We start from the raw sequence: 12,880 nt of genomic DNA on the forward strand, positions 1-12,880 counted from the left end.
AATTACTGCCATCCATACCGACGCGCATAGAATCCTTTCACCATCTGCGTCAGCACCATATAGCCCGCGAGGATCGCCACCAGCCACGGGAAGTAGCTCAGCGGCAGCGCCTGCAGCTGCAGGTAGCTCGCCAGCGGGGAGAACGGCAGCGCGATACCGAGCGCCATCACAATCCCCGTCATCACAATCAGCGGCCACGCGGCGCGGCTCTGGATGAACGGAATGCGGCGGGTGCGGATCATATGCACAATCAGCGTCTGCGACAGCAGACCCACCACGAACCAGCCGGACTGGAACAGCGTCTGGTGTTCCGGGGTGTTGGCGTGGAACACAAACCACATCAGGCAGAAGGTCAGGATATCGAAGATGGAGCTGATCGGCCCAAAGAACAGCATAAAGCGCCCGAGATCCGCCGGGTTCCAGTGCTGCGGCTTCTGGATCTGCTCGTCGTCCACGTTATCAAACGGGATCGCTACCTGAGACACGTCGTACATCAGGTTCTGGATCAGCAAGTGCAGCGGCAGCATCGGCAGGAACGGCAGAAACGCGCTCGCCACCAGCACGCTGAAAACGTTACCGAAGTTGGAGCTGGCGGTCATTTTGATGTACTTGAGCATGTTGGCAAAGGTGCGGCGTCCTTCGATCACGCCCTCCTCCAGCACCATCAGACTCTTTTCCAGCAGAATGATATCCGCCGCTTCGCGGGCAATATCCACCGCGCCATCGACGGATATACCGATGTCCGCCGCACGCAGCGCGGGCGCGTCGTTGATGCCGTCGCCCATAAAGCCCACCACGTGCCCTTCGCGCTTGAGCAGGGTGACGATGCGCTCTTTGTGCATCGGCGTCAGGCGGGCAAACAGCGTGGTACGCTGGGCAAGCTTCGCCAGCTCATCGTCGGACAGGTGCTCAATATCGCTCCCCACCACCACGTCGCCCGCGTCCAGCCCCACTTCATGGCACACTTTGGCCGCCACCAGCTCGCTGTCGCCGGTGAGAATTTTGACGGTAATGCCGCTCGCCTTCAGCGCCTTCAGCGCCGGCGCGGTGGTCTCTTTCGGCGGATCGAGGAAGGCGATATAGCCCTCGAGGATCAGATCGGATTCGTCGATACGCTGATAGTCACCCTCGCGCGCGGGCAGGAACTTGCTCGCGACCGCCACCACGCGCAGCCCCTGACGGTTCAGGTTGTCGGTGACGCGCCTGATGCGGCGCAGCATGGTGTCGTCCAGCGGCACGATGTCGCCGTTATAGCGAACCTGCGTCGACACGTTGAGGATCTCCTGCAGCGCCCCTTTGCAGATCAACTGGTGCACGTCCGTCTGCTCGCTCACCACCACCGACATGCGGCGGCGCTCGAAGTCGAACGGGATCTCATCCACCTTCTGCCAGCGGCCGGAGAGCGTGCGGGCGGATTCTTCATCCACCCCTTCCAGCACCGCGACGTCGAGCAGGTTTTTCAGCCCGGTCTGGTAATGGCTGTTCAGCCACGCGCTGTGTAGGACGCGCTCGCTGGTTTTGCCGGAGATATCGGTGTGGTTCTCCAGCACGATTTTGTCCTGCGTCAGGGTGCCGGTTTTATCGGTGCAGAGAATGTCCATCGCGCCAAAGTTCTGGATGGCGTCGAGGTGTTTAACGATCACTTTCTGCTTAGAGAGCTTCACCGCCCCGCGCGCCAGCGTGGAGGTGACGATCATCGGCAGCATTTCAGGCGTTAAGCCAACGGCCACGGAGAGCGCGAACAGGGCCGCTTCCCACCAGTCGCCTTTGGTGTAGCCGTTGATCAGCAGCACGATCGGCGTCATCACCATCATAAAGCGGATCAGCAGCATGCTGACGCGGCCAATCCCTTTCTGGAAGGCGTTCGGCTCGCTCTCCTGCTCGCTGACGCGCCCGGCAAGCTGACCAAACCAGGTGTTGCCCCCGGTGGCGGTGACAATCGCCTGCGCGGTGCCGCTGACCACCGTGGTGCCCATGAAGCACAGGGTGTCGCACTCGAGCGGGTTCATCTGCTGCGGGTCGCGGCTGCGCGCCACCTTTTCAACGGGCAGGGATTCCCCGGTCAGGGAGGCCTGCGCCACGAACAGATCGCGCGCCTGGATGATGCGTAAATCCGCCGGGATCATGTCCCCCGCCGCCAGCTTCACCAGATCGCCCGGCACCAGCTGGTCGATAGGCAGTTCCACCCAGGCGTTTTCGCCGAGATCGTTAATCACGCGCGAGACGGTCGCGGTATTGCTGACCATCGCCTTCAGGGCGTCCGCCGCTTTGGTGGAGCGGGCCTCCTGAATAAAGTTCAGCAGCGTGGAGATACCCACCATCAGGGCAATCACGCCTGCGGCAAACAGATCTTCCGTCGCGTAAGAGATAAGGCCGAGCACGGTCAGCAGCAGGTTGAACGGGTTGCGGTAGCAGAGCCACAGGTGCACCCACCACGGAGACGGCTTTTGCGCCGGGATCTGGTTATCGCCGTGCACGGCGCGGATTTTTTCCACTTCGGCCGCGTTTAGCCCTTCCGGGTGTCCGCCGAACGCGCGCCAAACTTCGTTTTCATCCATCGCCGCCACGTTCAGGCAGCGTTCGGTCAGGGACGCGGGGATCGCGGTGCCCACCATGTTTTTGGCGTTTGGCAGCGGGTCGCGCTGAACAAGACGGTGTGGCAGGTGGCGGCTCAGCAGGGCCTGCAGCTGCCGGGTGATATTTTTAAACATAGTCATTCCTCCGCATCCGCGAATGCGGACGCAGCAATTCCTTCAGGCGTGGCAAAGCCGTACCTGAGAGGCACTCAATTTTTCAAGCAGGAACGTTTAAGACGTTGCTGCCTCACGCCGGTGAGACAGCAAAAGCTGGCTTACCGGAAAGAACGCATTCTCCCGTTCAGGAGAGGTGTGGGATCGGGATCCATGAAGCCTCCGGTAAGTAAAAAGTAGGGTGTCGCCGCGCAGTACAGGGATTTAGGCATACCCTTTATGACGATTCGGGCGGTATTATACCCCCCTGCAAATAAACCGAACGTAAACCAGACTTTGCCCATAGCGAAATCGCGCTATAGCATTAGGCTCAATTCACTACATCGTCGTTGTTACAGGGAATACAGCATGCAGAACCGCCTTACGATTAAAGACATCGCGCGTTTAAGCGGCGTGGGGAAATCGACCGTCTCACGCGTGCTGAACAACGAAAGCGGCGTCAGCGAACGCACCCGCGAGCGCGTTGAGGCGGTCATGAATCAGCACGGTTTTTCCCCTTCCCGCTCCGCGCGCGCCATGCGCGGGCAGAGTGACAAAGTCGTCGCCATCATTGTCTCGCGTCTGGACTCTCTGTCTGAAAATCTCGCCGTGCAGACCATGCTGCCCGCCTTCTACGAGCAGGGGTATGATCCGATCATGATGGAGAGCCAGTTCTCTGTGCAGCTGGTTGAAGAACATCTGGGTATGCTTCAGCGGCGCAACATTGATGGCGTGGTGCTGTTCGGTTTTACCGGCATTAAGGACGAGATGCTAAAACCCTGGCAGCCTTCGCTGGTGCTGCTGGCGCGCGATGCCCACGGGTTTGCCTCCGTCTGCTATGACGACGAGGGCGCGATTATCACCCTGATGCAGCGCCTGTTTGACGAAGGCCATCGCCACATCAGCTTCCTCGGCGTCCCGCACGCGGACGTCACCACCGGCAAGCGCCGTCATGAGGCCTATCTGGCCTTTTGCAAAAAGCACAATCTCTCCGCCGTGGCCTCTCTCCCGGGGCTGGGCATGAAGCAGGGCTACGAGCAGGTCGCCAGCGTTCTGACGCCGCAGACCACGGCGCTGGTGTGCGCCACGGATACCCTGGCGCTGGGTGCCAGCAAATATCTGCAGGAACAGCGCATCGATAATCTGCAGGTGGCGAGCGTCGGCAGCACGCCGCTGATGAAGTTCCTGCACCCGGAGATCCTTACCGTCGATCCGGGCTACGCCGAGTCCGGCAGACAGGCCGCCGCGCAGCTGATCGAGCAGATAAACGGGCGTTCAGAGCCGCGTCAGATCGTCATTCCCGCTCACCTTTCGTAACCCCTCTAAAACAGATTATTGTGATCTTCGCCCGATTTCGGGAACGTTCCCATTTTCGCCGTCACGCTGAAGGAGTAGGCTTGCGCTCAGGTCATTACACCCCCTCACCATCTGTCATGAGGTTTCATGATGAGTAAAGTCAAACAAGCAGATATCGATCGGTTGATCGTCCTGGTCGGCGGACGCGAAAACATCGCTACCGTCAGCCATTGCATTACCCGCCTGCGCTTCGTGCTGAACGATCCGGCAAAAGCCAACCCGAAGGCCATTGAAGAACTTTCCATGGTCAAAGGCTGCTTCACCAACGCCGGGCAGTTCCAGGTCGTTATTGGTACCGAAGTGGGCGATTACTATCAGGCTCTGCTGGCGACAACCGGGCACTCTTCTGCCGATAAAGAACAGGCGAAGAAGGCCGCGCGCCAGAATATGAAGTGGCACGAGCAGCTGATTTCCCACTTCGCGGAAATTTTCTTCCCGCTGCTGCCCGCGCTGATCAGCGGGGGCTTAATCTTAGGCTTCCGTAACGTCATCGGCGATGTGCCGATGAGCGACGGCAAAACCCTGGCGCAGATGTATCCGGCGCTGAAAACCGTTTACGATTTTCTGTGGCTGATTGGCGAGGCGATATTCTTCTATCTGCCGGTCGGGATTTGCTGGTCCGCGGTGCGCAAAATGGGCGGCACGCCGATTCTCGGTATCGTGCTGGGCGTCACGCTGGTCTCTCCACAGTTAATGAACGCTTACTTACTTGGGCAACAGGTGCCGGAAGTGTGGAACTTCGGCCTGTTTACCATCGCCAAAGTGGGCTATCAGGCGCAGGTTATCCCTGCACTTCTGGCCGGTCTGGCACTCGGCTTTATTGAAACGCGCCTGAAGCGCATCGTGCCGGATTACCTCTATCTGGTGGTGGTGCCGGTCTGCTCGCTGATTATTGCCGTGTTCCTGGCGCACGCCTTTATCGGTCCGTTTGGCCGCATGATCGGCGACGGCGTGGCCTTCGCGGTGCGTCACCTGATGACCGGCAGCTTCGCGCCAATCGGTGCCGCGCTGTTTGGCTTCCTGTACGCCCCGCTGGTGATCACCGGCGTGCACCAGACCACGCTGGCTATCGACATGCAGATGATCCAGAGCCTCGGCGGCACGCCGGTCTGGCCGATTATCGCCCTGTCTAACATTGCGCAGGCCTCTGCGGTGACCGGCATCATCATCGTCAGCCGCAAGCATAACGAGCGTGAGATCTCCGTTCCGGCGGCCATCTCTGCTTACCTCGGCGTCACCGAACCGGCGATGTACGGTATCAACCTGAAATACCGCTTCCCGATGCTCTGCGCGATGATCGGTTCCGGTCTGGCGGGCCTGGTGTGCGGTCTGAACGGCGTGATGGCGAACGGGATTGGCGTCGGCGGCCTGCCGGGCATTCTCTCCATCCAGCCCGCTTACTGGCAGGTGTTTGCCCTGGCGATGGCCATCGCGATCATCGTCCCAATGGCGCTCACCACCGTGGTTTACCAGCGTAAGTTCCGTCAGGGCTCGCTGCAGATTGTTTAACTCTCTCTTTCGGGGCGCAGTTGCGCCCCTTCGCATTTGCAGGAACGCACTATGAATACCCTTCCTCACTGGTGGCAGAACGGCGTCATCTATCAGATTTACCCAAAGAGCTTCCAGGACACCACCGGCAGCGGCACCGGCGATCTGCGCGGCGTGACGCAGCGTCTGGACTACCTGAAAACCCTCGGCATCGACGCCATCTGGCTGACGCCATTTTATATCTCCCCGCAGGTGGATAACGGCTACGACGTGGCGAATTACACCGCCATCGATCCGGCCTACGGCACGCTGGATGATTTCGACGAGCTGGTTGCCCGGGCGCACGAGCGCGGCATTCGCATCGTGCTGGATATGGTGTTTAACCACACCTCCACGCAGCACGCCTGGTTCCGCGAATCGCTGAACAAAGAGAGTCCGTACCGCCAGTTCTACATCTGGCGCGACGGCACGCCGGAGCAGCTTCCCAACAACTGGCGATCCAAGTTTGGCGGCAACGCCTGGCGCTGGCACGCCGAGAGCGAGCAGTATTACCTGCACCTGTTCGCCCCGGAGCAGGCGGACCTCAACTGGGAAACCCCTGAAGTGCGCGCCGAGCTGAAAAAGGTGTGTGAGTTCTGGGCCGATCGCGGCGTGGACGGCCTGCGTCTCGACGTGATTAACCTGATTTCAAAAGACCAGGATTTCCCGGACGACAACATCGGAGACGGTCGCCGCTTCTACACCGATGGGCCGCGCGTTCACGAATATCTGCAGGAGATGAGCCGCGACGTCTTCACCCCACGCAACCTGATGACGGTGGGCGAGATGTCCTCGACCTCGCTGGAGAACTGCCAGCAGTACGCCTCGCTCGACGGACGCGAGCTGTCGATGACCTTTAACTTCCACCACCTGAAGGTAGACTATCCCGGCGGCGAAAAGTGGACGAAGGCGAAGCCGGACTTCGTGGCGCTAAAAACCCTCTTCCGCCACTGGCAGCAGGGGATGCACAACAGGGCCTGGAACGCGCTGTTCTGGTGTAACCACGATCAGCCGCGCATCGTGTCGCGCTTTGGTGACGAAGGGGAATACCGCGTACAGGCCGCGAAGATGCTCGGCATGGTGCTGCACGGCATGCAGGGCACGCCCTATATCTACCAGGGCGAAGAGCTGGGGATGACCAACCCGCACTTCAGCCGCATTACCGACTATCGCGACGTGGAGAGCCTGAACATGTTCGCCGAACTGCGCGCCAACGGCCGCGAGCCGGATGAACTGCTGGCGATTCTGGCGAGTAAGTCCCGTGATAACGGACGAACCCCAATGCAGTGGGACGCGTCGCACAATGCGGGCTTTACCGAGGGCGAGCCGTGGATTGGCGTCTGCGATAACTACGAAACCGTGAACGCCCGTGCGGCGCTGGACGACCCGGATTCGGTGTTCTACACCTACCGGTCGCTGATTAACCTGCGCAAAACCCTGCCGGTGCTGACGTGGGGAGATTATGAGGATCTCCTGCCGGAGCATCCTTCTCTTTGGTGCTATCGCCGCCAGTGGCAGGGACAGACGCTGATAGTGGCGGCAAACCTGAGTCCTACGCCTCAGGAATGGCAGACAGACGCTCTCAGCGATAAGTCGCAGGTGCTGATGAGTAACTACCCGTCACCGCAAACGACGTCGCTGCGTCCGTTTGAAGCGGTCTGGTGGCTGCAGCAGTAACATTCCCGCCGGGTGCCGCCTAGCACCCGGCTTATTTTACTGTTTTTGTTGAATAATTAATCAGATTTTTCTCGCGCGCCTTTACAATCGCTGAAGCGCCCGTCGTTTGTACTCTCGTCTTTTTACTTTGTTCTGCATCAAATAAATCGCAAACATGTTTGATGCAAATCACTATATGTAGCACTTAAAATGCACGCCGACCCAACATCTTGTATTTATCGTCTACTATTCCAACAACAAGACGGCGCTTACGCTGGCCGGAATTGTGGATAACACGAGCTGGGAACGCGGGAAGTCTTTGGCCCGGCGGGGAATACGCCCGGTGAATACTTCTCCACCTCTGTGGATAACCTGTTTTCAAAAAATGGAGTGATCATGACACCGCATGTGATGAAACGTGATGGCTGTAAAGTGCCGTTTAAATCAGAGCGCATCCAGGAAGCCATTCTGCGTGCAGCTAAAGCAGCGGGAGTCGATGACGCAGATTACTGCGCCACCGTCGCAGAAGTCGTTAGCAGCCAGATGAACGAACGCAGCCAGGTTGATATCAACGAGATCCAGACCGCGGTTGAGAACCAGCTGATGGCGGGGCCTTACAAACAGCTGGCGCGCGCCTACATTGAGTACCGTCACGATCGTGACGTGCAGCGTGAGAAGCGCGGTCGTCTGAACCAGGAAATCCGTGGCCTGGTGGAGCAGACCAACTCCGCCCTGCTCAATGAAAACGCCAATAAAGACAGCAAAGTGATCCCGACCCAGCGCGACCTGCTGGCCGGTATCGTCGCCAAACACTATGCCCGTCAGCATCTGCTGCCGCGCGACGTAGTGTCCGCGCACGAGCGCGGCGAGATCCACTACCACGACCTCGACTATTCGCCGTTCTTCCCGATGTTCAACTGCATGCTGATCGACCTGAAAGGCATGCTGACCCACGGTTTTAAAATGGGTAACGCCGAGATTGAACCGCCTAAGTCGATCTCCACGGCCACCGCCGTCACCGCGCAGATTATCGCTCAGGTCGCCAGCCATATTTATGGCGGCACCACGATTAACCGCATTGATGAAGTGCTGGCCCCGTTCGTGACGGCAAGCTTCAACAAGCATCGTAAAACGGCCGAAGAGTGGCAGATCCCGGACGCTGACGGCTACGCGCACTCCCGCACCGAGAAAGAGTGCTACGACGCCTTCCAGTCGCTGGAGTATGAGGTAAACACGCTGCACACCGCCAACGGCCAGACGCCGTTTGTGACCTTCGGTTTTGGTCTGGGCACCAGCTGGGAATCGCGCCTGATCCAGCAGTCCATCCTGCGCAACCGCATTTCCGGCCTCGGCAAGAACCGCAAAACGGCGGTGTTCCCGAAACTGGTATTCGCTATCCGCGACGGCCTGAACCACAAGTTTGGCGATCCGAACTACGACATCAAACAGCTGGCGCTGGAGTGCGCGAGCAAGCGCATGTACCCGGACATCCTGAACTACGATCAGGTGGTGAAAGTGACCGGTTCGTTTAAAACGCCAATGGGCTGCCGCAGCTTCCTCGGCGTGTACGAAGATGAAAACGGCGAGCAGATCCACGACGGGCGCAACAACCTGGGCGTTATCAGCCTGAACCTGCCGCGCATCGCGCTGGAGGCGAAAGGGAATGAAGCTGAATTCTGGACGCTGCTGGACGAGCGCCTGCAGCTGGCGCGTAAGGCGCTGATGACCCGCATTGCGCGCCTTGAAGGGGTGAAAGCCCGCGTGGCGCCGATCCTTTATATGGAAGGGGCCTGCGGCGTGCGCCTGAAGGCGGACGATGACGTGTCTGAGATCTTCAAAAACGGTCGCGCGTCCATTTCGCTGGGCTATATCGGCATTCACGAGACCATCAACGCCCTGGCGGGCGATACGCATATGTACGACAGCGAGGCCCTGCGTGAGAAAGGCATCGCGATTGTTCAGCGCCTGCGCGACGCGGTTGACCAGTGGAAAGAGGAAACCGGCTACGGGTTTAGCCTCTACAGCACGCCGAGCGAGAACCTGTGCGACCGCTTCTGCCGTCTGGACACCGCCGAGTTCGGGATTGTGGAAGGCGTGACCGACAAAGGGTATTACACCAACAGCTTCCACCTCGACGTGGAGAAAAAGGTGAACCCGTACGACAAGATCGACTTCGAAGCGGCGTATCCGCCGATCGCCAGCGGCGGCTTCATCTGCTACGGAGAGTATCCGAACATTCAGCACAACCTGAAGGCGCTGGAAGACGTGTGGGATTACAGCTATCAGCACGTGCCGTATTACGGAACCAACACGCCAATCGACGAGTGCTACGAGTGCGGCTTTACCGGCGAGTTCGAGTGTACGAGCAAAGGCTTCACCTGCCCGAAATGCGGCAACCACGATGCGGCCCGCGTCTCCGTGACCCGTCGCGTGTGCGGCTATCTCGGCAGCCCGGACGCGCGTCCGTTTAACGCAGGGAAGCAGGAAGAGGTGAAGCGTCGCGTGAAGCATTTGGGGAATGGGCAGATCGGGTAAGTTCTGCGCAGGGTTCTCCCCCTCACCCTACCCCTCTCCCTGTGGGAGAGGGTCGGGGTGAGGGCATCAGCGCGCACACATTCTCTGGACATTTTCTATGCGATACCATCAATACTACCCCGTCGACATCGTCAACGGCCCCGGCACCCGCTGCACCCTGTTCGTTTCAGGCTGCGTCCACGAATGCCCCGGCTGCTATAACAAAAGCACCTGGCGCTTAAATTCCGGCATGCCGTTCACCGCCGAAATGGAAGACCGGATCGTCAACGACCTGAACGATACGCGCATCAAACGCCAGGGGATTTCGCTCTCCGGCGGCGACCCCCTGCACCCGCAAAACGTGCCGGATATCCTGAAGCTGGTGAAGCGCATTCGCCGCGAATGTGCAGGCAAAGATATTTGGGTCTGGACGGGATATAAACTGGACGAACTCAATGCGCAGCAAAGAGAAGTAGTGGATCTGATTAACGTCCTGGTCGACGGCAAGTTTGTGCAGGATTTAAAAGATCCGGCTCTGATTTGGCGCGGCAGCAGTAACCAGGTAGTGCATCATCTGCGGTGATAGCTAAAGCCGTTTGTTTGCATCATGATAAACGGCTGATTTCTCTCTCTTACCGATAGCGATAACAAATACCGTTACAACGTTGTCCTGAACCTGATAGACCAAACGATAACCCTGCGATCTGAGTTTTATTTTGTAGCAATCCGGTAGACCATGCAGGCGGGCCGATTCGACCCTGGGATTCACCAACACCTCCGCAAGTTTCTTCTTAAACTGGTCTTTTACAGTCTCCCCCAGCTTGCTCCACTCCTTTAACGCCCTCGGATCAAATGCCAGTTCATAAGTCATCCAGACTAACCTTAATTCCCTTTTGCGGATTCGCCAGTCGCTCCCGGACCGTCTGTATCAGCGCATCTTCACTGTCGCTAATCGTGACCGTTTTCACCGGCATACGTCCCGTCTCCGCGACGTACTGAAACAGTAATCGCACGGCTTCCGTTGGGGTGATATTGAGTTTTTCCAGCACGGCATAAGCCTCGTTTTTGAGTTTGTCATCCAGACGGACGTTCAGCGTGGCCATTATGCCTCCGGTAAAATCGAATTTGTAATGCAGTTTAGCATTACATTCGCATTACATCGAATTCTGGATAACGCCTCTCAAAACCGGCTCAAACTCTCCATCGCCACCGCCTTAAACCCGGCAAAATCTCCGCAGCTACAGAGCCGCGACATCGCCCGTTCACGCAGGAAGGTGACGAAGATATCGTAAATCGCCATCGCCTCTTCGTATTCGCTTTTGCTGATGGCGAGCAGGAAGATGACGTGCGCGGTTTCGTCGCCCCACTGGACGCCGTCCGGGGCGAGCACGGTATAGACCACCGTTTTCTGCGCTAAAAGGCCGAGAGAGTGCGGGAGCGCAATACCGTCGCCGAGCATGGTGCTGACGATGGCTTCACGCTCGATAACCGAATCCAGAAACTCCGCGCCAACGAAGCCTTCGCCTTCGAGCTGCTCGCACAGCTCGCGGAACAGCGTTTGCTGGTCAACGGGCTTGTCGAGAATGCGGAAATGGGCCGCATCGAAGTATTTATCCAGCATCCACGGGCGGGTACGATCCACCAGCACCAGCTTGCCTATCTGCTCTAACTGGTAATCGGTCGGGAACGGGGCGATCGTCACCACCGGCTTAGACTTTTCGCTCACGCGGGCTGTGGCGATCACGAAGTCTTCGCCGATAGAGTCGGCCAATTCGTACTCGCGCAGGGTGAGCGTGCGCGTGACTTCAATTTGCGGATATTTGCGCTGCAGCACCGCTTCAATCATGCGGACCATGGCATTACCGGCGTCGCACACCAGCAGCACGCGCGGCTGGCGCTGGTAGCCGATGTTGTAGTGGCGCTCCAGCCCGACGCCAATATGCAGCACCAGGAAGCCGATTTCGTTTTCGCTGATCACATACGGCGTGTATTTGCCCCAGCTCGACACCGCCGCGAGGGTCATATCCCACGCCATCGGGTAGTGCTGCTTGATGTTATCCAGCAGCGGATTGGGGATCATGATTTGATACCGCACGCGGGTGATCATCGTCTTGATGTGCGTGAGCAGGTCCGCGTGCAGCTGCTCGTCGCTGAGCAGGTTGTAGTTATAGTGGGTGTTGATATAGCGCAGGATGTAGTTGACCAGCGCTTCGTCGTCATCCGCGTTAATTGCGCTCGGGGCAATCTCCTGGATCTGCCGCGCCGCAATGTGCACGCACAGCCAGCTCTCCTCTGAAGGTGAAAGCGCTTTGCCCGCCAGCTGCTGGATAGTGACGGCGATATCCTTCGCCGCCTCGCGCACGTTCTCTTCCACGTCTTCGGCGTGGAATTCCGGCAGCGGATAGCCCTCGCTGATGCGCCGCACCGACACCGCGCAGTACAGGCGCAGGAACAGTTCGCCTTCATCGGTCAGACGGATGTGATGACGCGTCAGCGCCTCGTGCAGCACGGGCACCATCTGCTCCGCCACGCCTGCATTCAGCGCCACGTCGGTCACCAGCGGGTTCAGGCTGTCCTGCTGCGCCAGCTCCCAGAGCAGATCGGTCAGGCAGGCGCGGGTCGACATCTCGCTGCCAAACAGCTTCATGCCGTGGCGCGGACGCGTTTCCAGCGTCAGGTTATAGCGGTGAAACCACTCGCGCACTTCGGCCATGTCGCTTTGCAGCGTGGCGCGGCTGACGAACCACTCGTCAGCCAGATCCTCGAGCTTAAGAGAAAATGCCGAGGTCAGAAAACGCACCACCAGATAGTGCACGCGCTCCGGCCCGGTCCGGGGAATACGCAGCGCGCGCGGGTGGGATGCCTGCAGCTGCTGGTAGCGCTGGGCATCATCAATTTTGAGCTGGTAGCCGTTGCCCCGGCTCAATATAAACTGCGCGCCGTGGCCTGCCAGCAGCGCGTTCAGGGCGGTGATATCGGCACGGACGGTTCGCGTGGAGACCGACAGCCGCTGCGCCAGCTCGTCCTGCGGCAGCGTCTCGTTTTGCAACAGATCGAACAGTTGCGCTAAACGTTGGTTCGGAAATCGCACGGGTTTG

At 58.8% G+C, this 12,880-nt stretch carries 9 protein-coding genes; 5 read left to right on the forward strand and 4 right to left on the reverse strand.

The annotated features are described in order from the left end of the window. Positions 1–2: 2 nt before the first annotated feature. Positions 3–2,711 (reverse strand): magnesium-translocating P-type ATPase, encoded by a 2,709-nt coding sequence (mgtA, locus tag ACJ69_RS14625; RefSeq protein WP_059347248.1) that lies wholly within the window; start codon positions 2,709–2,711, stop codon positions 3–5. Positions 2,712–3,098: 387 nt separating this feature from the next. On the opposite strand from mgtA, the gene treR reads away from it, so the two are divergent. The 5 genes from treR to nrdG all read left to right on the forward strand — a co-directional run bounded on the left by treR (position 3,099) and on the right by nrdG (position 10,365). Then, complete coding sequence (gene treR, locus ACJ69_RS14630; RefSeq protein ID WP_059347249.1) at positions 3,099–4,046, forward strand: trehalose operon repressor TreR; 948 nt, start codon at positions 3,099–3,101, stop codon at positions 4,044–4,046. 129 nt (positions 4,047–4,175) lie between these two features. Next, complete coding sequence (treB, locus tag ACJ69_RS14635; RefSeq protein WP_054829935.1) at positions 4,176–5,594, forward strand: PTS trehalose transporter subunit IIBC; 1,419 nt, start codon at positions 4,176–4,178, stop codon at positions 5,592–5,594. Positions 5,595–5,645: 51 nt separating this feature from the next. Beyond that, the gene (treC, locus tag ACJ69_RS14640; protein ID WP_059347250.1) at positions 5,646–7,289 is read left to right on the forward strand and encodes an alpha,alpha-phosphotrehalase; all 1,644 of its coding nucleotides are present in this window, start codon (positions 5,646–5,648) and stop codon (positions 7,287–7,289) included. Positions 7,290–7,664: 375 nt separating this feature from the next. After that, positions 7,665–9,803: an anaerobic ribonucleoside-triphosphate reductase gene (gene nrdD, locus ACJ69_RS14645; protein WP_023310191.1), complete on the forward strand. Its 2,139-nt coding sequence runs from the start codon at positions 7,665–7,667 to the stop codon at positions 9,801–9,803. Between the two features lie 97 nt (positions 9,804–9,900). Further along, complete coding sequence (gene nrdG / locus ACJ69_RS14650; protein ID WP_048977027.1) at positions 9,901–10,365, forward strand: anaerobic ribonucleoside-triphosphate reductase-activating protein; 465 nt, start codon at positions 9,901–9,903, stop codon at positions 10,363–10,365. Between the two features lie 3 nt (positions 10,366–10,368). Here the strand turns inward: nrdG and ACJ69_RS14655 are convergent, their stop codons facing one another. The 3 genes from ACJ69_RS14655 to ACJ69_RS14665 form a co-directional block, all read right to left on the reverse strand. Next, on the reverse strand, positions 10,369–10,653 hold the full coding sequence (locus ACJ69_RS14655) for a type II toxin-antitoxin system RelE family toxin (protein ID WP_054829936.1): 285 nt from the start codon (positions 10,651–10,653) through the stop codon (positions 10,369–10,371). Beyond that, positions 10,643–10,885 (reverse strand): type II toxin-antitoxin system RelB/DinJ family antitoxin, encoded by a 243-nt coding sequence (locus ACJ69_RS14660; RefSeq protein ID WP_008501400.1) that lies wholly within the window; start codon positions 10,883–10,885, stop codon positions 10,643–10,645. The genes ACJ69_RS14655 and ACJ69_RS14660 overlap by 11 nt, the downstream gene beginning before the upstream one ends. Positions 10,886–10,962: 77 nt before the next feature. Then, positions 10,963–12,873, reverse strand: a complete 1,911-nt coding sequence (locus ACJ69_RS14665; RefSeq protein WP_059347251.1) for a BglG family transcription antiterminator — start codon at positions 12,871–12,873, stop codon at positions 10,963–10,965. Positions 12,874–12,880: the final 7 nt, after the last annotated feature.

It is taken from the genome of Enterobacter asburiae (assembly GCF_001521715.1).
Taxonomy (GTDB): Bacteria; Pseudomonadota; Gammaproteobacteria; order Enterobacterales; family Enterobacteriaceae; genus Enterobacter; species Enterobacter asburiae.